Source organism: Candidatus Binatia bacterium, from assembly GCA_023150935.1.
In the GTDB taxonomy this organism is placed as follows: domain Bacteria; phylum Desulfobacterota; class Binatia; order HRBIN30; family HRBIN30; genus JAKLJW01.
In genome coordinates this window covers 38,095-59,384 of sequence record JAKLJW010000013.1, presented here as the reverse complement: position 1 = coordinate 59,384, position 21,290 = coordinate 38,095, and the positions used below count along the sequence as shown (strand labels likewise).

Annotated in this window: 18 protein-coding genes; 10 read left to right on the top strand and 8 right to left on the bottom strand. The window is 68.7% G+C overall.

Annotated features, from left to right (window positions below; all coding sequences use genetic code 11):
* The first annotated feature begins 13 nt into the window (after nucleotides 1-13).
* The 4 genes from L6Q96_09945 (at nucleotide 14) to tal (ending at nucleotide 4,205) form a co-directional block, all read left to right on the top strand.
* On the top strand, nucleotides 14-1,465 hold the full coding sequence (locus tag L6Q96_09945; protein MCK6554885.1) for a VWA domain-containing protein: 1,452 nt from the start codon (nucleotides 14-16) through the stop codon (nucleotides 1,463-1,465).
* Between the two features lie 25 nt (nucleotides 1,466-1,490).
* Complete coding sequence (locus tag L6Q96_09940; GenBank protein MCK6554884.1) at nucleotides 1,491-2,027, top strand: PspA/IM30 family protein; 537 nt, start codon at nucleotides 1,491-1,493, stop codon at nucleotides 2,025-2,027.
* Nucleotides 2,024-2,575 (top strand): hypothetical protein, encoded by a 552-nt coding sequence (locus L6Q96_09935; protein ID MCK6554883.1) that lies wholly within the window; start codon nucleotides 2,024-2,026, stop codon nucleotides 2,573-2,575. Before L6Q96_09940 ends, L6Q96_09935 begins: the two co-directional genes overlap by 4 nt.
* A 535-nt stretch (nucleotides 2,576-3,110) precedes the next feature.
* The gene (gene tal, locus L6Q96_09930) at nucleotides 3,111-4,205 is read left to right on the top strand and encodes a transaldolase (GenBank protein ID MCK6554882.1); all 1,095 of its coding nucleotides are present in this window, start codon (nucleotides 3,111-3,113) and stop codon (nucleotides 4,203-4,205) included.
* Between the two features lie 32 nt (nucleotides 4,206-4,237).
* Here the strand turns inward: tal and L6Q96_09925 are convergent, their stop codons facing one another.
* A complete protein-coding gene (locus tag L6Q96_09925) occupies nucleotides 4,238-5,563 on the bottom strand; it encodes a radical SAM protein (protein ID MCK6554881.1) in 1,326 nt (441 codons plus the stop codon).
* Between the two features lie 171 nt (nucleotides 5,564-5,734).
* On the opposite strand from L6Q96_09925, the gene L6Q96_09920 reads away from it, so the two are divergent.
* Complete coding sequence (locus L6Q96_09920; GenBank protein ID MCK6554880.1) at nucleotides 5,735-6,463, top strand: hypothetical protein; 729 nt, start codon at nucleotides 5,735-5,737, stop codon at nucleotides 6,461-6,463.
* Between the two features lie 235 nt (nucleotides 6,464-6,698).
* Here the strand turns inward: L6Q96_09920 and sucC are convergent, their stop codons facing one another.
* From sucC to L6Q96_09885, 7 genes are all read right to left on the bottom strand, one after another.
* The gene (gene sucC / locus L6Q96_09915; protein MCK6554879.1) at nucleotides 6,699-7,865 is read right to left on the bottom strand and encodes an ADP-forming succinate--CoA ligase subunit beta; all 1,167 of its coding nucleotides are present in this window, start codon (nucleotides 7,863-7,865) and stop codon (nucleotides 6,699-6,701) included.
* Nucleotides 7,866-8,037: 172 nt separating this feature from the next.
* Nucleotides 8,038-8,976, bottom strand: coding sequence for a malate dehydrogenase (gene mdh / locus L6Q96_09910; protein ID MCK6554878.1), 939 nt, complete (start codon nucleotides 8,974-8,976; stop codon nucleotides 8,038-8,040).
* Between the two features lie 153 nt (nucleotides 8,977-9,129).
* On the bottom strand, nucleotides 9,130-9,663 hold the full coding sequence (locus tag L6Q96_09905; protein ID MCK6554877.1) for a DUF1232 domain-containing protein: 534 nt from the start codon (nucleotides 9,661-9,663) through the stop codon (nucleotides 9,130-9,132).
* A gap of 103 nt (nucleotides 9,664-9,766) precedes the next feature.
* Nucleotides 9,767-11,113: a citrate (Si)-synthase gene (locus tag L6Q96_09900; GenBank protein ID MCK6554876.1), complete on the bottom strand. Its 1,347-nt coding sequence runs from the start codon at nucleotides 11,111-11,113 to the stop codon at nucleotides 9,767-9,769.
* A 244-nt stretch (nucleotides 11,114-11,357) separates the two neighbouring features.
* On the bottom strand, nucleotides 11,358-12,971 hold the full coding sequence (locus L6Q96_09895) for an FAD-binding oxidoreductase (GenBank protein MCK6554875.1): 1,614 nt from the start codon (nucleotides 12,969-12,971) through the stop codon (nucleotides 11,358-11,360).
* A 178-nt stretch (nucleotides 12,972-13,149) separates the two neighbouring features.
* On the bottom strand, nucleotides 13,150-13,452 hold the full coding sequence (locus L6Q96_09890) for a hypothetical protein (protein ID MCK6554874.1): 303 nt from the start codon (nucleotides 13,450-13,452) through the stop codon (nucleotides 13,150-13,152).
* Nucleotides 13,453-13,464: 12 nt separating this feature from the next.
* Entirely contained in the window at nucleotides 13,465-14,448 is a 984-nt protein-coding gene (locus L6Q96_09885) for a 23S rRNA (adenine(2503)-C(2))-methyltransferase RlmN (GenBank protein ID MCK6554873.1), read from the bottom strand.
* A 125-nt stretch (nucleotides 14,449-14,573) separates the two neighbouring features.
* Here L6Q96_09885 and glpX point away from each other — a divergent pair, with 125 nt between their 5' ends.
* The 5 genes from glpX (at nucleotide 14,574) to L6Q96_09860 (ending at nucleotide 21,286) form a co-directional block, all read left to right on the top strand.
* Complete coding sequence (gene glpX / locus L6Q96_09880) at nucleotides 14,574-15,569, top strand: class II fructose-bisphosphatase (protein MCK6554872.1); 996 nt, start codon at nucleotides 14,574-14,576, stop codon at nucleotides 15,567-15,569.
* A gap of 10 nt (nucleotides 15,570-15,579) precedes the next feature.
* Nucleotides 15,580-16,791: a M20 family metallopeptidase gene (locus tag L6Q96_09875; protein MCK6554871.1), complete on the top strand. Its 1,212-nt coding sequence runs from the start codon at nucleotides 15,580-15,582 to the stop codon at nucleotides 16,789-16,791.
* A gap of 104 nt (nucleotides 16,792-16,895) precedes the next feature.
* Nucleotides 16,896-18,392: an ABC transporter substrate-binding protein/permease gene (locus L6Q96_09870; protein ID MCK6554870.1), complete on the top strand. Its 1,497-nt coding sequence runs from the start codon at nucleotides 16,896-16,898 to the stop codon at nucleotides 18,390-18,392.
* Nucleotides 18,393-18,400: 8 nt separating this feature from the next.
* On the top strand, nucleotides 18,401-19,153 hold the full coding sequence (locus tag L6Q96_09865; protein MCK6554869.1) for an amino acid ABC transporter ATP-binding protein: 753 nt from the start codon (nucleotides 18,401-18,403) through the stop codon (nucleotides 19,151-19,153).
* A 477-nt stretch (nucleotides 19,154-19,630) separates the two neighbouring features.
* Entirely contained in the window at nucleotides 19,631-21,286 is a 1,656-nt protein-coding gene (locus L6Q96_09860; protein ID MCK6554868.1) for an exo-alpha-sialidase, read from the top strand.
* The last annotated feature ends 4 nt before the right edge of the window (nucleotides 21,287-21,290 follow it).

The following is a 21,290-nucleotide window of genomic DNA, read 5'->3' as shown; positions in this document are numbered from 1 at the left end:
AAAGGAGACGGAGATGAAAGAACAGTGGGAACGATCGATGCCGGGACGTGCGCGATGGTTGGCGGTCGGCGGACTGCTGGCGGCGACAGTGGTCAGCGGGGCGGTGGCGCGCGAAACCCTATGGGCGGCGCCGGATGGCGGCGGGAAGTCGGGGGCGGCGATTGCGGCGGGGAACGGTGGGCCTTTATCGGTTGCCGGCAGGCTGGATCGGACCGCCGTGCGCATCGGCGGCGATCCGATAGTGCGCATGGAGTTGGTGTTGGGTGGAAGGGCGCCGGACGGAAGCCCGGCGGTGCGCGTGCCGACCGACCTGGTCGTCATCCTCGATCGGTCCGGCTCGATGGCCGGCGCAAAGCTCGACTATGCAAAGGCGGCCGTGCAGGAACTGATTGGACGGCTCCAGCCGCAGGACCGGTTCGGGTTGGTGGCCTATTCGAATGCCGCGTGGGTGGCCATCCCGCTCGCGGGGATCGGAGACGGTGCCGGGGCGGGCTGGCGGGCGACGGTGGACGGTATTGGGGCCGGAGGGGGTACGAACATCGCGGCGGGACTGGATCTGGGGCAGGGTATGGTGGAGACGGCGCGCCGCAGCGGGCGCATGCCGCGTGTGATCCTGATCTCCGACGGACTCGCCAACGAGGGCGACACGAGTCATGACGGTTTGGTCGAGCGCGGCCGGCGAGCGGCGCGCGCGGAGTACATGCTCACGACGGTCGGCGTTGGCGGCGACTTCAACGAGTACCTGATGACCGCGCTCGCCGATGCCGGAACCGGTAACTACTACTACCTGCGGCACGCATCGGATCTGGAGTCGGTGTTCGCCGGGGAGCTCGACGGTGCGCGGGCAACGGTGGCATCCGGACTGGAAGTGACGATCGAGCCGGGGGCGGGGGTACGGGTGGTCGACGCGGCCGGGTATCCGTTGGAACGCCGCGGCGACACGGTGAGCTTTCGGCCGGGCTCGCTGTTCGACGGGCAACGGCGTTCGGTGTGGCTCACCTTTGCGGTGCCCAACGCGTCGGTGGGGGAGGACGAAGTGGGGCGGGTCAGCGTCGCCTACACGGCGGGCGGTGTGCGTACCGCGCTGCCGCTGGCCGGCGAGTTCCGCGTTGCGCGCGTTAGCGACGAGGCGGAAATGCTGCGTCGCCTCGACGTGTCGGCGTGGGCGCAGGGTGTCGTCGTCGACGGATACAACCGGATGAAAGACGAGGTGGCCCGCGCGGTCAAAGCGGGCGAGCGGGACGACGCCCTTGGCGCGATCTCGCGGTACCGGCGGCTCGTCGGCGAAATGAATGCGCGCGTGCAGGCCCCTCCCGTGCAAGCGACGCTGGACAGTCTGCCGGCGCTCGAGCAGCACGTTACGCGCGGTTTTGCGGGACCCGATCGGGCCAGGGTGCGGAACGAAATCAGCAAGGAACTAAGCGCCGGCGCCCACGATGAGCGTCGGGCCGGGGCCAAGCGTTGACCGTGAGCGAGTGAAGGAGGCGACCATGAACATCCGATTGCTGGAACGAGTTGCTACGCTGGTCCGCGCCGACGCGCACGGCCTCGTCGAGTCGTTGGAGGAGCGCTCGCTGCTGCTCAAGCAGTACGTGCGGGAGGCGGAGATCGACCTCGGCCGCAAGCGGGCGCGGTTGGAGGCGTTACGCGAAGAGGAGAGGCGGCTGCGCGACGCGCTGCGCCAGCGGGAGGCGGAATGCGTCGCGCTCGACGAAGATGTCACCCTTGCCCTGGCCGGGGACAAAGAAGAGCTGGCGCGCTTCGCCATCCGACAGTTGCTTCCGCGGCGGAAGGAGGTCGAGGCGTTGCGCGCGCAGTTGGCGACCCGGGCCTCGGAGGTGCAGGCGCTGGCGGAGCGGGTGGAGCGGCAGCAGTCCCAGTTCGAGGCGCTGCGGACACGGGTGCGCGTCGAGCTGAGTCAGGGCGTCGAGGCGCCGGCGCCGTGGGCGGTCGGGGCGGTGGCGGCCGAGGAAGAGGTGGAGCTCGAGCTCTTGCGGCGGCGCCGCGCCGCGCCGGGGGGGCAATGATGCGCTGGAACACGTTCGCTGGGACCCTCGTGTTTGCCGCCGTGGCCGCCGCCGGCCTGGTGCCGGCGGTGCTGGCGCTGACGCCGTGGCCCGGTGCGCACACGGGTTTGGGTTTGTACCTGGTCGCCGTGGCGGCCGTGTATCTGCGCGGCCTGGTAAGCGGAGACACGCGGCGCCAGGCTGTGTGCGCGGCGACGCTGGCGATCGGCCTGATCGCAACGGCGTGCTTGCGTTCGGTCGGCGACATTGCCGTGATTCTGGCCGTCGTGCTCGCGGTGGTGCGCAGCGGGGCGATCTTCGGGGCTCGGCGCACCCGTGCCTTACTCGTCGAGGCCGCCCTGGTGGGCGGCGGCCTGCTCTTTGCGCGCTCGGTGGGACCGGGCACGCCAGCCGGATGGGCGCTGAGTCTGTGGAGCTTTCTGCTCGTGCAAAGCGTGTACTTCCTGCTCGCCCGGGTGCCTGCGCCGGTGGCGGGGAGAACCCAGGAGGATGCGTTTTCCGCGGCCTACGAGCGGGCATTGGCGTTGCTGGAACGGCGCGAAGTGTGAGCGGGTCCCAGCGCCCTGTTCTACGATTTCCGAGTTTCCGCGCGCACGGTGCGACGAAATCCTCAGGCCATGGAGCGGCTGTGCCCCGCCGTTCGTCCCGAGTAGCAGCCGTCTTCTCAGGCGGCGTATCGAGGGACAGGCTCGGCAGGGGCGCGCCCCTCGATACGGAGCCCAGGGGAAGGGCTCCTACTCGGGGCGAACGGGCTGGTTGTTCGCTTTGGGTGGCTCGGCGGGAGCCCTTTGGGTGGCTCGGCGGGAGCCTCGCCCTCACGAAGGCATGGGTGGTCAGGCCAGGGTTTACGGGCGAAGGCCGCGCTGAGTTGCCGATCCCGGCGCACGCGGGGCCGGATGCAATCCGGTAGTCGAAACTGCAGGCGCGAAAGGAGGAAGGAAGCATCGTCCGCTCGAAGAGCGCGCGGCAAACGCGACTTGAGAGGGGTGGGTCGGCCCGTATAGGATGGCAGAGAAAGCGATCTGTGACGGCGAGGAGCGACCCGGGGAGGCAACGCCCGCGGGCCCCAGGCGAGGAGGTAGCATGAACGCACACACGCGCGCCCTGCACGACAGCGGTCAGAGCCTGTGGCTCGACAACATTACTCGCGGCTTGCTGACCGGCGGGACGCTGAAACGCTACATCGACGAGTACAGCGTCACCGGCCTCACATCCAATCCGACGATTTTCGATCTCGCCATCAAGGGCAGTGACGATTATGACGCCGCGATCCGGACCAAGACCGAAAAGGGGCTGGCCGGCGAGGCGCTCTTCTTCGAGCTGGCCCTGGAAGATCTGACTCAGGCGGCGGACTTGTTCCGCCCGGTGTTCGACCGGACGAGCGGCGTGGACGGCTTCGTCTCGCTCGAAGTGTCGCCGGTACTCGCGTACGACACGGCGACCACCATTAAGGCGGCGCGCGATCTGCACGCCCGGGCGGCGCGCCCGAATCTCTTCATCAAGATACCCGGTACGCCCGAGGGGCTGCCGGCGATCGAGGAGACCATCTTCGCCGGCGTGCCGGTCAACGTGACGCTGCTGTTTTCCCGGTCGCACTACCTGGCGGCGGCCGATGCCTATCTGCGCGGTCTCGAGCGCCGCCTTGCGGCGGGCCTGCCCTTGAACGTGGCCTCGGTGGCATCGCTGTTCGTCAGCCGCTGGGACAAGGCGGTGTCCGACAAAGTGCCGGTCGCGCTCAGGGACCGACTGGGGATCGCGATTGCCACGACCGCGTACGCCGCTTACCGCTCCGTGCTGTCGTCGTCGCGCTTTCAGCGGCTCGCCAATGCCGGCGCGCGCCCGCAGCGCCTGCTGTTCGCCAGCACGGGCACCAAGGATCCGAAGGCGTCGGACATCCTGTACGTGGAGAATCTTTCGGCGCCCAACACCGTCAATACGATGCCCGAGCAGACACTGCACGCCTTCGTCGACCACGGCGCGGTGGGCGAGTCGCTGCCGGTCGACGGCGGCAACGCCGAGGCCGTCCTGGCGGGCTTCGTGCGTGCGGGGATCGACCCGCACGCCCTCGCCGCGCAGTTGCAGCGCGAGGGGGCCGACGCGTTCGTGAAGTCGTGGAACGACCTGATGGAACGGATCGCCACGAAGAGCGCCGCGCTCAAGAAGGCCGTCGGCGCCTGAGCGCCCGCCCCGGAGCGGACGCCGATGGACGCCTAGAAGTCGCTGAAGTTGTCCTCCTGGTCGGGATTCCTGGTGAGCCGGCGCTGCGACAGGTTGATCATCCACGAGGTGAGGTTCGCCAGCGTTACCGGAGGCGGTAGCCGGCGGGCGATCGACGGCAGGCTGTAGAAATTCCGGTACATGTCGCGCACGCGCTCCATCAGCTCCTCGGGGGTGCAGTACGGCGGCGTGATGTGGCATTCCATGCCGGGGTATCGACCGATTTCCTCGGCGCGAAGGAGACGCCCTTCCGCCCGCAGGCGGGCGTGGAACGGACTGCCCGGGTGGGGTGTCAGGATGTTGAAGTAGGCGGCGGGCACCTTGTGGCGCTGGAGGAAATCGAGGGTGGCGTCGAACACGCCGGCTGACTCGCTCTCCCAACCGAAGATGAAATTCAGCGAGTAGGAGATTCCGCGGTGCCGCAAACCGTCGAGCATTTCGCCGTACTGCGCCGCCTTGTTCTGCTTCTTGTTCATCGACTTGAGGGTAACCGGGTCGATGCTCTCCATGCCGATGTTGACGTGCAAGAGACCGCTGCGGGCGGCGAGATTCATGAACTCGCGATCGTTGCACAGGTGCAGGGTCCACAGCGTCGACCAGCGCAGCTTCAGGGGCACGAGCTTTTCCATGAGTTCCATGGCGTGGGCCCGCTTGCCGGCGAAGTTGCTGGTGGCGAAGAACACGAACCGTGACCGGCAGCGCTTCGCTTCCTCGACTATGTCGTCGACGGGGCGAACCCGGAAGCCTTCGCCCAGGAACAGCCGCTCGGAACAGAAATCGCACTTGAACGGACAGCCCCGCGAGGGCTGAACCGCGAAGGTGCGAATGCGTCCGTAGCGCTTGAGGTCGAGCAAGTCGTAACGCGGGTGCGGGAGGTTGCTCAGATCGGTCATCGGCGGCGCGTCGTATCGGCTTTGCAAGCGTCCGGCCGCCGCGTCGGCCAGAACTCGCGGCCAGATCGCTTCCGCTTCGCCGACGGCTACCGCATCGGCGTGCGCGGCGACCTCGTCCGGGTGAAAGAAGGAATGCGGCCCGCCGATGACGACCGGTATGCCGCGCCGTCGGAAAGCCGCGGCGATGTCGTATGCGCGCAGCGAGTTGACCGTCCATGCCGTGATGCCGACGAGATCGGTCGGGACGTTGAGGTCGACGTCCTCGAGCGCTTCGTCGACGAGGGTGACGTCGTATTCCCGGGGGGTCAGAGCGGCAAGGTAGGGTAGGGTGAGCGGGACGAGGCGGCGGCTTTTCAGTTTGACGACGCGCCGGTCGTCCTTCGCGCGATACGGAGCGGGATGAATGATCAATACACGTGCGGCCATGGTTTGCCTCCGCGTTTACGCCTCCTCGATGCTGACGGATTGATCACGGATTTTGCCCTATGCAACGCCCGCTTGTCCAGCCACCCTCGGCCGCGTTCGGAGCGGTGCCGCGGCGACCGGCGCCGTGTGCGCGCCTTGACGCTCCGCGGCGTTGCTGCGACAAGAACGGCGATGAAAAGGGCCGCGCTGGCGTGTGTACTGGTCCTGCTGCTCGCCGGCGCGAGCGCATGCGGCGAAGGCGGCAGCAACCCTGCCACCTACCCGGAAGTCCGTTATCAGGTGGAGCCGCTGGAGGGCACGGCGACCTTCGAAGTGGAGTCGCTGGCCGGCGGGCAGATCGAGTACACGTCGCTGGCGGGCACCGTCTTTACCGCGACGTCCGTGTTCAACTTCGTCCTCGAAGGCGCCGGTCCGCCGTACAGCGGCCGCTTCAAGCAAGTCGGCGAGGGCGCGATTCGCGTGCGGCTGGTGGTAACCGGGGGCGGCGCGGATCTGTTCCGGATCAGCGACGGACCGGGCAGCACGATTACGCTGCAGACCGCAGCCAATAATCCGCCGGCGCTGCGCCCGCCCGATCCGGAGGTACGCTTCGACGTCTGCGCACCGGTGCCCGGGGTCTTTAGCTGTTACGTGGACGACGAGCAGCCGGGCACGTTCGGCATTCAGTTCAGCGGGACCATGGGCGACATCGATACCACCCACCAGCTCGGGCAGCGCTCCGCTGCCGATCCGGTCCCGACCACGCCCAGCATCTACTTCCTGCAGAAGCCGCAGGAGGCCGTCAGCGCCGTGTTCCGCAGTACCAACAGCAACGAGCTGGTTGCCCGCCTCTACATCGACGGCAAGCAGGAATCCGTCGCCGCCGGTACCGAGGACGTTGTGGTCCGCAAGGATCTCTGACCACCCGGCCGGGCCTGGGTTATCAACACGGCGGCTTTTCCGGTCGTTATGTGAACGTTTGGTGAACCGAAGCCAGAATCCGCTCCACATCCGGGCGGTAAGGCCGCAGGATAACAGCCGGATTCGGGGCTTAGGGGTGTGCCCGTTTGGCGGGCATTCCAAAGCGGGCCGCGTTGCCGGTGGCCCGGAAGTTCGCTGTTCACAGGTTTTCCACAGTAGCCTGTGGGTCGAGGGGTCAGGCGGTGCGAGCGGTGGCCGCAACGATCCTGCGGGCGGCATCGGCCATGTCCGAGGCCGACTCGATGTTGAGGCCCGAATCCTCGAGAATCCGTTTGCCGAGGTCGACGTTCGTGCCTTCGAGCCGCACGACCAGCGGCACCGCGAGATGCACCTCGCGCGCCGCCTCGACCACCCCGGTGGCGATGACGTCGCACTTCATGATGCCGCCGAAGATGTTGACCAGCACGCCCTTTACGTTCGGGTCGGCCAGAATGATCTTGAATGCCGCCGTGACCTTCTCGGTCGTGGCGCCGCCGCCGACGTCGAGGAAGTTGGCGGGGCTGCCCCCGTACTGCTTGATGATGTCCATGGTCGACATCGCCAGCCCGGCACCGTTCACCATGCAGCCGATATTGCCGTCGAGCGAGATGTAGCTGAGGTCGAACCGCGACGCCTCGACCTCCTTCGGGTCTTCCTCGTGGATATCGCGCAGCTCCCGCACTTCCGGATGGCGAAACAGGGCATTGTCGTCGAAGCCCATCTTGGCGTCGAGAGCGAGCAGGTCGCCGCTGCCCGTGACCACCAGCGGATTGATCTCGGCGAGCGACGCATCGCACTCGACGAACGCCCGGTAGAGCGCGGTGATGAACGCTACCGCCTTATTGGTGCTCGGCTTCGGCAAGCCGAGGCCGAACGCGATCTTGCGAGCCTGGAAGGCCTGCAGGCCGACGGCGGGATCGACAATCTCGCGCAGAATCTTCTCCGGCGAGCGCGCCGCCACCTCCTCGATCTCGACGCCCCCTTCCGAGCTTGCCATCAGCGTGACGCGGCTCGTCGCCCGGTCGATCACCACGCCGAGATAGAGTTCCCGCGCGATGTCGCACCCCTGCTCGACCAGGACCCGGCGCACCTCCCGCCCCGCAGGGCCGGTCTGGTGCGTGACCAGAGTCTTGCCGATCAATCCGCCGGCGAACGTGCGGGCTTCTTCCGGGCTCTTGCACACCTTCACCCCGCCGGCCTTGCCGCGGCCGCCGGCGTGGATCTGTGCCTTGACGACACAGGGGCAACCCAGTTCGCGGGCCAGCGCTTCGACCTCCGCGGCGCTGGTGGCCTCACGGCCTTCGGGAACGGCGACGCCGTACTTGCGCAGCAGCCCTTTCGCTTGAAACTCGTGTACGTTCATCCGGATCTCCTGCCCGCCGCCCCGCTTACCCGCGGCCGCCGCAAGCGGCCGCACTCCGGGTCCGAAGGGCGAAGGTGGGTTCTTGGTGTGCCGAGCCGCCGGGGTCTCGAGCGGCGGGTTGCTCGGGTCCTCAGTTCGTTAGCAGCGCATAGGCGAAATCGGTGCCCGGCTTTCATGCGGGCAGAAACTTGGCGGCGGCCGCGACCAGTTCGCGCACGTGGCTGACCGACTCGTTGAGGGCCTGTTGTTCGGCAGCCGTCAGGGCGAGTTCGACGACCCGTTCGACGCCGCCACCGCCGATGAGTACCGGCACGCCGACGTAGAAGCCGTCGACCCCGAATTCGCCCTCCAACAGCGCGGCGCACGGCAGTATCTGCTGGCGGTCGAACAGATAAGCCTCGGCCATCTGAATTGCGGCATGGGCCGGGGAGTAGAATGCCGAGGACTTCATCAGGTTGACGATTTCGCCGCCGGCCTGACGCACCCGGTGTTCGATGGCTTCGAGCCGTTCGGGTGCGATGAGCTTTTCCACCGGTACGCCGCCGACATGGCAGTAGCTGCGGACGGGGACCATGTCGTCGCCGTGGCCGCCGAGTACGATGGCCGTGACGCTCTGCACGGACACGCCGAGTTCCATGGCGATAAAGGTGCGATAACGGGCCGAGTCGAGCACGCCGGCCTGACCGACGACGCGGTGCTTGGGAAAGCCGGTAACCCGCTTCATCGCCGTCACCATGGCGTCGAGCGGATTGGTGATCACGATGACAAACGCCTCCGGGGCATGGGTGCGGATGTTGGTGGCGACGTCGACCATGATCTTGGTGTTCACGGCCAGCAGGTCGTCGCGGCTCATGCCGGGTTTTCGCGCCAGGCCAGCCGTGACGATGCAGACGTCCGCCCCGGCGATATCGGTGTAGTTGTTGGTGCCGACGATGCTGCAATCGAAGCCCTCGATGGGGCCGCTTTCGAGAAGATCGAGGGCCTTGCCCTGGGGCATGCCCTCGACGACGTCGAACAGGACGACGTCCCCGAGGCGTTTGAGCGCACAGAGATGGGCGAGCGTGCCGCCGATCATGCCGGCCCCGATCAAGGCGATTTTCTTCCGCTTCATCCGATTCCCTACCTTTGCTGGTTACCGCGGCGGGCGCGCCGCTCGCCGTTGGCGGGACGCGCACACGAACGGTGCGAGTACGTCGAGTGCCCTATACACCGCCTCCCCGGCCACGGGCAAGTCGGGGTTCGATCGAGCCGGGCGCGCGGCTCGTCAGCGGTACGCCGGAATCGGATCGGTGTGGCGCAGCGGTTCGAGGTCGATGCCCTTCCAGTCGCAGTAGCGGCGCAGGCCGGCCTCGCCCATGTGGAAAGCCATCGCCAGGACCACGGCGTCGTCGAGCTGCCCCACGTTCGGAAGGAAGTCGGGGATCACATCGAGCTGGTCGGAGAAGTAGCATACGGCGCCAGCAAGCAGGCCGATGGTGGAGTACGGGATCTGCGGGCAGTCGCCGGCGATGTGGTCGGTGAGGCACGCGAGGGCGAGGTCGAGCTGCGCCCGGAACAAATCGACGTGCGGGGCGTTCATCTCGGCGGCGCGGGTTCTCAGTTCGTCGGCATGGCCGAGCAGCTCGATAACGTCGCCGGGCGCGACCGTCGAGGCGATATCCATGAGAATGGTGCGAATATCGTCGGCCTGCAACAGCGGCACCCGAACCGGTTGGGGCTGGGGCCGACGGCGCGCCGAGCGCGTCTTCGGCTTCGTCGGTGCCGGTTTACGCTTCGTCTGTTGCTTTGTGCTGGTCACGTCAGCTCCTGGTCGATGGCCACGGTGTCGGTCGACCGCGCGACGTAAATGCCCCGGCCGCGGCGCCGATGCAACAGGGCGGGTGGTTGCGCATGGCTCGCCCTCACTCCCGGCGCGCGCCGAGCGGCACGTACGACCGCTCCCCGGCTCCCGTGTAGATCTGCCGCGGACGATACGTCTTGTGGCTCGGGTCGGCGAGCATCTCGTCCCACTGCGACACCCAGCCGACGAAGCGCGGCAGGGCAAAGAGCACGGGAAAGACCTCGGCTGGGAACCCGATGGCGTGGTAGATGATGGCCTCGTAGTAGTCGACGATCGGATAAAGAGACTGCTCCGCAAAGTAGGGATCCGTCTGCGCGCGATCGTCGAGTCGCAGGGCGATGTCGAAAATCGCCGGACGGCCGGTGACTGCGAACACCTTCTCGGCCTCCTGGCGCAATATGCGGGCGCGCGGGTCGTACGTTCTGTAAAGGCGGTGGCCAAAGCCCGGCGGCTCCTCGCGGCGCGCCTTGACCCCTTCGACGAACGCGTCGATGCCGCTCGGCGTGCCGATTCCTTCGAGCATCGCGATCACCGCATCGAAGCCCTCGCCGTGGAATCGCCCGTAAAGCGCCGCGGCGGCCGCCGCCGCCGAGCAGTACGGATCGGTTCGGGCACTGCCCACGCACCGCATTGTCGTCGTCGAACAGGCCTGGCCGTGGTCGGCGTGCAGGATGAACAGGACGTCCAGGGCCCGCTCGACCACCGGGTCGGGCTCGTAACGCAATTCGGTCATGCGGAACATCATGTTCAGGAAGTTGCCGATGTACGACAGCTCCATGTCCGGGTACGCGTAGGGCATGCCGAGGCGGCGGCGGTGAGCGAAGGCGGCGAGGGTGGGCACCTGGCCCAGCAGCCGTATCGCCTGCCGGCGGCGTACCGCCGGATCGTCGATGATCTGTCCCTCGGGGAAGAAAGTCGACAGTGCCGCCACGGTGCTGACCAGCACGCCCATCGGGTGCGCGTCGTAGCGGAAGCCGTCGAGGAACCGGGCCACGTTCTCGTGGATCAGGTAGTTTTCGGCAATTTCCGTCTGCCAGGCGCGGAACTGCGCGGCGGTCGGCAACTCGCCGTGGAAAATGAGATAGGCAACCTCGAGATAGGTCGAGTGGGCGGCCAGGTCCTCGATCGCATAGCCGCGATGGCGCAGGATACCCGTGGTGCCGTCCTGATACGTGATCGCACTGCGGCAGGTGGCCGTGTTGCGCAAGGCCGGATCGAAGCTCAGCAGCCCGGCGTCGTCGGCGCCGGCCTTGATCTGCGCCAGCTCCCCCGCCGTTATTGCACCGTCCCGGATCTGCAGTTCGTAGTTTCGCCCGGTGCGGTTGTCCGTAACCGTCAAAGTCTCCCTGGCCATCGCTTCGCTCCCGTCTCGTTGCCGCCCGCTGTCGCCGGCGACCGCCCGCACCATAAGCGGAATCGGCCGCCGGCTCCAGTCACGAAGCCGGCTCGGTGCCCCTCCGGGGGTTGGTGTCCGCCTCCTTCGAAGATCGGGGTGGATGGGGACCGGGGGGCAAGCGCAATGGCGGGCAGCCATCGGCGTCGGTATCGGCATCGGTATCGGTATCGATCCGATTCCCTCGATCCCGATAACGATTCCGACCCCGACCCCGCCGGGGGGACCGCGTTTTCGTCGTCGTGAGACGACCGCCAGGTCATGGGCACTCCCGCGTGGGGTCGATGAGAACCCCCGGATTGAGGACCGCGCCGGGGTCGAGCACGCGCTTGGCGGCCGCCAGTGCCGCGGCGAACAGGGGCGGCCGCTGGCGGTCGTACCACGGGCGATGATCGCGTCCCACCGCATGGTGGTGCGTGATCGTTCCGCCCAGCCTGACGATCGCGTCGGCGGCCGCCGACTTGACGATGTCCCAGTGTTCGAGCTGCGCTTCGGGGCGACTCGGCGCCACCACCGTGAAGTAAGGTGCGGGGCCGTCGGGGTAGACGTGCGTGAACCGGCAGGTCATCTGGCCGCCCTTGCAAACGCGCCGCAGGACGTCCTCGACCGCGGCGCTGACGCCCGCGTGGAACGCCGCGAAACGATCCCACGTGATCGCCGTCTCGAAGGTCTCGCTGATCATGCCCAGACCGACCAGTGCGTCGCGCAAGTACGGCATCTGCAGAAACGATCGCCGCCAGGCCCCCGCGGTTTCGTCCGCTCCGCCCGCGCCGGCCGTGCGTGTCCGTCCGGCGCCTGCGGGAACAACTCCGCCGTGGTCGCGACAGCACTCGAGCGCCCGCGCCATCCACGCATCCGGTGCGTGGTCCGCAAATTCGAAGGCGAGCAGCAGGACGGTATCGGTACCGACTCCCGCAGTGAGCGCTTCGCCGGCGTCGAGCAGACGGCAGTTGGCCGGATAGAGTCCCGCCTGCGAGATGGCCCGGGTCGCGTCGACGCCGGCGGCGAAGTCGGGAAAGGGGACCGATACGGCACTGCGGAAGCGGGGCCGCGCCTGCAGCCGCATCCAGGCCTCGGTGATGATGCCGAGAATGCCTTCGGAGCCGATGAACAGCCGGTCGGGACTGGGACCCGCGCCCGAGCCCGGCAGCCGTCTCGACTCGACCACCCCGCGCGGGGTTACGACGCGCAGCGATTCGACGAAGTCGTCGATGTGCGTGTACAGGGTCGCGTAATGGCCGCCGGACCGCGTCGCGATCCAGCCGCCCAACGTGGACAGCTCGAACGACTGTGGGAAGTGGCGCAGCGTGAAGCCGTGCGGGCGCAACTGATCTTCGAGGGCGGGGCCGTACACGCCGGCCTGAATGCGGGCGGCGCGCGCTACCGGGTCGATGGCGAGGACGCGGTCGAAATGCCGCAAATCGATCGAGACCACGCCGGCGCAGGCCGCATCGGGCGGCGCCTCGACGCCGCCGACGACGCTCGATCCGCCGCCGTAGGGTATAGCCGCCACATTGCGCGCCGTGCACCATTCGAGCAGCCCGGCGATCTCGTCCTCCGAGCGCGGGAAGGCGACGAAGTCGGGTGGGTTGGGATAGAGACGACGCAGGCCACGGACGATGTCGCGAAATGATTTGCCGTAAGTGTGCCCGGCGCGGTCGGCCGGCGTCGTCGAGCAGATCGACGCCAGGGCCGCCGGCGGTGCGATGCGCGGCGCGCGCAGCGTCAGCTCTTCGAGACGCGGCGGCGGGGTGGCGGTGAGTTCGCCGAGCCCGAGGCGCGCCGCGACCAGTGCACCCAGACGCTGTTGCGCCTCGGCCGACAGCGCCTCGTCCTCCCAACCCCAGCCCCAGAAACTGCGCCTGCGGTCCATCTCGCCCTCCGGCTGGGGCAACCCTCGCGGTTGCCCGGCCCACGTTCGGCTGCCCGTCCCATGTTCCGGTCGCTGATACGGGGCACGACACCTACCCGTTCCGGGCCCGGCACAGGGCCCGGAACGATCCGTTATCGTGTGCTCCGGTACCCGCCGCGACTTGCGGCGGCGGGCATTTCTACAGACGTTCGATGTCGCGGTCGAGCGGCAACGGCAGCAGGCGCGCCACCGCCACGTCGATGCCGGTCAGGACGAACGACGCCAGCCCGACGACCAGCACCGCCCGGCCGGACACCGCGTGCAGATCGACCACGCCCAGCGCCAGTGGCGCAACGACGGCCACCGCCGCAACGGCAATGGCGATGCCGACCAGCCAGTCGATGGGCAGCCTGAGCCGCAACAGCCGGCTGCACAACATGAACAAAGCGAGCAGACTCATGGCGCCGAAGAAGTAGCAAGGGATGAGGATTAGCCAGTGCACGGACAAGCCTTTCTATTCGGAGGGTATGTGCCTACTGTCGACCGATCTTAGGCCGAATTCCAGATCTTTTTGAAGCCCCGATTTGCCTTGCCGGGTACCGAGTTGTCCGCAGGCGGCGAAGACCTCGGCACCGTGGGTCCGGCGGCACTTTGCGCGCACCCCGGCGCGCCGCAACCGGTCGAGAAAGACCCCGATCGTGGCCGCGGACGGCGTTACCCATCGCGGGTCGCGCTGCGGGTTGTACGGGATCACGTTGACCGTGCAACGCAGCGACCGGCACCACTCGGCCAGCGCCTCGGCATCGGCGACGGCGTCGTTGACCCCGCCGAGCAGGGTGTACTGGAGCAGCAGACGGCCCCGTCGCTTCAACGGATAGGCACGAAGCGCCTCCCGCAGCTCCGGCAGCGGCATGGCCCGGTTCGCTGGGACCAATCGGTTACGCAACCCGTCGGTGACCGCGTGCAGGGATATCGCCAGCCGCAGATCCGCCCACGGCGGCTGCCGGGCGAGTTCGGCCAGCCGCGCCAGACCGGCGCGACGACCCACGGTCGAGAGGGTGACCCGCGACAGCGGCAACGCGATGCCCTTCGGATCGCCGAGCGTGGTCAGTGCGCCGAGGACCGCATCGAGGTTATCCAGCGGCTCGCCCATACCCATGAACACGACATTGCGGATGCTCTCCCCCTGGGGCTCCAGCCAGCGGCGGGCGGCCAGGTACTGAGCGACGATGGCCTCGGCGCCGAGGTCCCCGCGCCGGCCCATCCGGCCGGTCTCGCAGAACGGACAACCCACTCCGCAGCCGATCTGCGACGAGACGCACAGCGTGTACCACTGCGTGCCGCCGTAGCCGGCCATGCGCATGAGTACCGCCTCCGCTTCGAGCGGCGCGTCCGGGGGGCCGCCCGCAGCGAGGCAGAATTTCACGGCCCCGGCGCCCGGCACGATCCGGGTGACCGCGAGCGGCGAGTGCGGTGGGGTCGGGGTCGCCGTCCGCATGCCCTCTTATCGCACGGCACGACGGCGTCGCGCACGCCGCATTTGAGAATTCGTTCGGGTCCGTGATACAGCCGCCGCAAGGGCTGCGAGGCCCGACTCGGAGCCACAGGGAAAGGACGAACCCGATGTCGATCGAGCAAACGTTGACCCGCGAATTCCTTCGTGTCGTCGAAGAGGCGGCGATAGCGTCGGCGCGGACCATGGGGGAAGGGGACCGCCACAACTCCGATCGCGTCGCTGTCGAGGCGATGCGGCAAGCCATGGACGGGCTGCCGATGCGCGGCACGATCGTGATCGGGGAGGGCGAGCGGGACGAAGCGCCGATGCTGTTTATCGGCGAGTCGGTCGGCCGCGGAAACGCCACCGATCCCGAGGTGTCGATCGCCGTCGACCCGCTCGAGGGTACCAACCTGTGCGCGACCGGGTCGCCGGGCGCCATCGCCGTGCTGGCCGCCTCCAACAAGGGCGGCCTCCTCAATGCCCCCGACTGCTACATGGAGAAGGTGATCGTCGGTCCGGCGGCCAAGGGCGCGGTACACATCGACGCTTGCGTGAAGGACAACCTGGAGGCGATCGCGGCGCGGCTGCGGCGCGCGGTGCAGGACCTCGTCGTCGTCGTCCTCGACCGGCCCCGGCACGAGAAGCTCATCGAGGAGATCCGCGCCGCCGGGGCGCGCATCCGCCTGATTTCCGACGGCGACCTGTCGGCGGGGATCTCGGCGGCGATCCGCGGCACCGGGGTCCACGCCGTCATGGGCATCGGCGGCGCGCCTGAAGGGGTTCTGACCGCCGCCGCGCTGCGCTGCCTGAACGGCAGTATGGAAGGTCGTCTCGTGCAGGCCAAGCCCGGGCCCGAGGAGCGCAAGAAGTTCGAGAACCGGCTCGCCAGGATGGGCATTGCGGATCCGAACCGCGTCTACACGGAGCGCGACCTGGCGCCCGGACCGGAGATAATCTTTGCCGCCAGCGGTGTGACCGACGGAACGCTGCTGCGCGGGGTGCGCTTCTTCGGGCACGGCGACCGTACCAGCTCGCTGTTGATCTCGGCGCGGCAGCGCGTGGTGCGGTTCGTCGACACCATTCACTTGAGCGACGCGCCCGACGCGGTCGTGGAGTTCTGACGGCGGCACGATGAGCCTGCTCCCCGCCCTGAAGCAACGGGCGTGCATGCGCGTGGAGGCCGAGCGGGAACGCCTCCTCAACCTCAGTATGCGCATCCACGCGCACCCGGAGCTCAAGTTCGAGGAGTACCGGGCTGCGGCGTGGTTGGCGGAGTACCTGGGCGCCAACGGTTTCGAGGTCGAAGCGGGGGCCTTTGGGTTGCCGACGGCCTTCGCGGCCCGGCTCGGTCAGGGCAGGCCGCACGTGGCGATCGTTTGCGAGTACGACGCCTTGCCGGGAATCGGGCACGGCTGTGGCCACAACATCATTGCCGCCGCCGGTGCCGGCGCCGGCGCGGCGGTGGCCGAGGTCATTGCGGAAGCGGGGGGCAGTGTCGTGGTGCTCGGTACGCCCGCCGAAGAGGGCGGGGGCGGGAAGATCGTCATGGCCCGTCAGGGCGCGTTTGCCGGCCTCGATGCGGCGATGATGGTACACCCGGCGGGCGCCGACCTGTCGTCGATGCACGTGCTGGCGATCAGTCAGGTGGAGGCCGTGTACAGCGGCCGCGCCGCGCACGCCTCGGCGGCGCCGCATCGCGGCATTAACGCACTCGACGGCCTGGTGACCGCCTACACGGCGATCGCGCACCTGCGCCAGCACATACGCCCTACCGAGCGCATCCACGGCATCGTCACCGACGGCGGGCAGGCGCCCAACATCGTGCCGGAGCGCGCTGCCGGCCTGTTCTACATTCGCGCCGGGACCGAGGCGCACCTGCAGCGCCTGAAGGAGCGGGTCACCGAGTGTTTCCGGGCCGGGGCGGCGGCCAGCGGCGCGGAGCTGAGCTTGCGGACGGTGGGCGAGGATTACTCGGACATGATCACCAATCAGCCGCTCGTCGAGGCCTACGCGCGCAATCTCGCCAGCCTGGGCCGGTCGCTCCTGAGCCCGGCGGGGATCGGCGCCGCGGTGGCGGGCAGCACCGATATGGGAAACGTGAGCAAGATAGTGCCGGCAATTCACCCGATGATCGCGGCGGCTCCGCCGGGCGTGGCGATCCACTCGGTGGAATTCGCGCGCTGGGCGGCGTCCGACACCGGCCATCACGCGGCGATCGATGGCGCCAAGGCCCTGGCCATGACCGCGCTCGACGTGCTCTGCCGGCCGGAACTGGTCAGCGCCATGCATACCGCGTTCGACGCCGCGGTCGGCACCCGCGCCGCGGCGGCACGGCAGAGTTGACCTCGCAGTGCAGTGAAAGAGCCGGTTGCGTTACCGGGGTATGCCCGCCCGCCCGCTCGCGCCTTCGCGGAAGAGAGCGGAGCGAGGGGGAGGGGAGCGCGCCGGTGACGGTGCGGGTCGAGGCGGTCGCGCGCCGCTCGGGATGGTGGCGCGTCGCTGCGACCGTCGTGACGATCGCGCTGCTCGCCTGGGCGAGCGGCGCCGCCGCCGCCGACAGTCACGAGCGCGTGCGCCGGCGCGGTGTCCTGCGCTGGGGCGGCGATGTGCAGGGCGGCGAGCCGTACGTCTTCCAGGACCCCGCCGACGCGACGCGGCTCGTCGGTTTCGAAGTCGAGCTGGCGGCGGCGCTGGCGGCGCGGCTCGGCGTGCGGGCCGAATTCGTGCAGACGGACTGGTCGGCGCTGGTGCCCGCACTGGAGCGCGGCGACTTCGACGTCATCATGAACGGGCTGGAAGCGACGCCGTCGCGCCGCACCCGGCTCGAGTTGAGCGCGCCTTACTATGTGTTTGCCGAGACCCTGGTGGTCCGCGCCGGCGAGCGCGATGTGCACGATCTGAGCGACCTGCGGGGCCGGCGGGTGGGTACGCTGGCGCATTCGTTCGCGCACGAGCTGCTGCGCCGGAGTCCGGACATCGAGGCGGTGCTGTACGAGGGGGTGGAGGAGCCGTACATCGACCTCGCCGAGGGCCGGCTCGATGCGGTCCTGCTCGACAACGTCATTGCCGCTCGTTACGGCCTCGTGCGGCCGGAGTTGCGTGCCGCGGCGACCGTGGGCACCGGCGTTTACGTCATCGGACTGCGTCCCGACGAGACCGCGCTGGCGAACGCCATCGACGCCGCGCTTGACGAGCTGCGTCGTGACGGGACTCTGAAGACGATACTCAGCCGCTGGGATCTGTGGGACGATCGGCAGGCGACGGTGGCTGCGGTGCCGTCGGCGGGCGCAGCGCGGACGACGCGGTGGACCTCGGCGCAGACGGTGCTCTTCGTGCGCGCCGCCGGGGTGACCGTGGTGGTGTCGTTGCTGGCTATGGCGGTGGCTGTCACGGGCGGATTGGCGCTCAGTACTGCGAGGCGTTACGGCGGCGGGCTGACGCGGTCGGTGGCGGCGACGTACGTAGAGGTGTTCCGCGGCACGCCGCTGCTCTTGCAACTTTATGTGCTGTACTACGGGTTGGCGCCGCTGATGGCGTTGAATGCCATGGTTGCCGCGGTGCTGGGTCTGGGCATGAACTACGCCGCGTACGAGGCGGAGATATACCGAGCCGGTCTGGCGGCCGTGCCGGCCGGGCAGAGCGAGGCGGCGCTGGCGCTGGGAATGTCGCGCTGGACGGCGTTCTGGCGGGTGGTGTTTCCGCAGGCGTTGCGCACGGCGTTGCCCGGGATGGCGAACGATTTCATTGCGATGTTGAAGGACTCGTCGTTGGTGTCGGTGATCACGGTAGTCGAGTTGACCAAACAGATGACGATTACGGCGGTTGACGTGCACAGTTGGCTGGGGCCGGGTATTTTGTGCGCGGGTTTGTATCTGGCGATGAGTTACCCGTTGTCGCGCGGGGCGCGGCGGTTGGAACGTTATCTGGCGCCGGCGGCGAGATGAGCGAGGCGATGGTGAGGGTGCGCGGTTTGCGCACGGTTATCGGCGGTGCGGAGGTCGTGCGGGGAGTCGACCTCGAGGTCGGGCGGGGGGAGGTGGTGGCGATTCTGGGACCTTCGGGGGCGGGCAAGACGACGCTGTTGCGCGGATTGAACTACCTGACGCCGTTCACGGCGGGGGAGGTGCAAGTAGCCGGCTGTGCGCTGCGGCCCGGTTTGTCGGAGCGAGCGGATGCGGGGCTGCTGTGCGCGTTGCGCCGGCGGGTGGGCATGGTGTTTCAGAGTCTGCACCTGTTCCCGCACCTGACGGCGTTGGGGAACGTCATGGCGGCGCCGCGGCACGTTCTGGGGGAGTCGTTGGAGGCGGCCCGTGCGGAGGCGCTGCGGCTACTGGCGCGAGTCGGTCTGGAGCGGCAGGCGGGGGCGTATCCGGCAACTTTGTCGGGCGGCCAGCAGCAGCGGGTGGCGATTGCGCGGGCGCTGGCGGTGCGGCCCGAGGTGCTATTGTTCGACGAGCCGACGTCGGCGTTGGACCCGGGGCTGGTGGGTGAGGTGTTGGCGGTCGTGAGCGACCTCGCGGCGACGGGGCTGACGTTGTTGATCGTCACGCACCACGTACCGTTCGCGCGGCGGGTTGCGCACCGTGCGGTGGTGCTGGTGGCGGGTCGGGTTGTGGAGGACGGGCCGGCGGAGGCGGTGTTATCGGCGCCGGCCTCCGCCGAGGCGCGCGCGCTGTTACAGCTCGACGCGCGCCAGGGAGACTAGAAAGCGCCGGGAAGGGCGAGACTCCCGCCAGTCCAGAGCCTCCAGCCGCAACCGGACCGAGCGTTTCCCCCCAGATGCGCCGAGGCCCCGTAGCCGAGAGCGGTAGGTTTCTCGGCGTCTGTGGCGAGCACGGGTTGTCAGGCGGGGGCGAGCGCTGTAACGGCGGGAAGGTGCCTGCTGCTGCGTATCGATGGGGACGCCGTCTGCTCGGTTCCACGGGCGACCAGTTGGCTCACAACCCGGCCTTGTCCTCCGCCAGCGGACGGATCTTCATGCCGTTCTCCGTTTGTCCGAACAGAGACCAGACCGCCATGGGCAGGCCAACGGTGACGAGGAGAGAAAGAGGGGAACGTACCCGCGAAGATTGTTCTGGCATTGCTCTTACGCCGATGTTACCGTGAGTAACATGCGGGGGTGAACAGGCTTCCCGTGGCGGTGCGGGCGAACGCGCCGGCGGGCGCGCGAAAGGAGAATGCCATGCAGAAAGCAACCACCACCGGCGGCGGCAGCGCCGTCACGGGCACCGCCGCGCTTCGTCGCGCTCGGAATCTCGCCCTGGCCGCGGCCGTCGCGGGCGGCCTCCTGGCCCCCGCCTACGCGTATGCCGCCGACCCTGTGCCTACTCACGGCGTCGGGGAGGCGTGGGGTCCCGAGGTGCAGGTTACGGCCTCCGGGCTGCGCTCGGCCGGCAGCGTGGGGCGAAAGATCGCGGCCGATTCCACGGGCCGGCTCCATCTGGTGTGGGCCGACCAGCAGGGGTCCTGGTACCGCATTCTCTACGCCCACTCCGACGACGGCGGCGCAACCTGGAGCGAGGGGGTGGACATCGGCGGCAACGAGACGAACCGGCTGCCCGCGCTCGGCGGGAATCTCGCGGTCGGACCGGACGACACGGTGCACGTCGCCTGGAACGACCGCCGCCTGGGCGGCACGTCGCGGATCTTCTACCGGCGCTCCTGCGACCGTGGCGACACCTGGACGGACGAGCCCAACGATGTGAGCGGCGCGGCGGATGCGGATCCGGCTGCGCCGAGCCTGAGCGTCGACCTGCAGGGCCGGGTCCATGTCGCCTGGCACCACGGCAATCCCGATCAAACTACGCCCAAGGCGCAGGTGTACTACGCGCGCTCGACCGACGGCGGCGAGACGTTCTCTGAGCCGATGCGTTTGAGCACCGTCACGACCGAGCACGCGGCCTGGCCTCGGTTCAGCGTCGACGGGACGAGCGGCGAGGTGGTCGCCGTTGTCTGGCGCGACCAGCGGCGCCGGCCCGATTGGGACGTATACCTGGCAGTGTCCAGCGACGGCGGTGAGACGTTCGTCGAACGCGCGGCGATTGCCACCGACGCGCGCGACTGGGACCCGGACGTGCTCGTCGATCCGCTTGGGCCCCTGCACCTCACGTGGACGGTCTTCGACACCGCCAGCGGCGCGCCGCCGAGCGTGCGCTATGCCCGCTCGCCGGATCTGGGCGTCACCTGGGAGGCCGAGACCACCGTCTCCGAGGCGCGAAGCAAGCTCTCCTCCTGGGCTTCGGATCCGTGGCGTGGCGTCCTCTGGCTGTGGTGGAAAGACGAGCGCGACGCGCTTCCGCCGCCGAGTGACGACATCCGCTCCGACGTCGCTCTGCGCTACTCGCTCGACGGCGGCACGACCTGGAGTCCGCTCGAGTTCGCGACCGACGCCGGCGCGGTAGAGGCGCGCTTCCCCGGCATGGGCGTCGGGCCCGACGGGTCGCCGCACGTCATGTGGAGCGATCGGCGCGACGGCGAGGACACCGAGACGGTTTTCGTTCGCAACCGCGCGACGGGTGCCGGGAGCGGCGATGTCCGGCTGTCGCGGGCGCGGGCGCGCCTGGCGACCAGGGTCTCCGTCGGCGCGGTGCGCACCCGGAAGCTCTGGGTCAAGAACCGCGGGGACACGGTGCTCGCCGGCCGCATTGGCTCGCTGTCGCCGCCGTTCGCGGTGGCTGCCGGAGAGGAGCCGTTCTCCCTCGAACCCGGGGAGCTACACCCGATCGAAATCGAGTTTGCGCCGACCGTCACGGGCGAGTTTGCCGACGTCCTCGTCGTGCGGACTACCGATCTCGACACCCCCGAGATCTCGGTGGAGGTTTCGGTCACGGGGAAATAGGTCG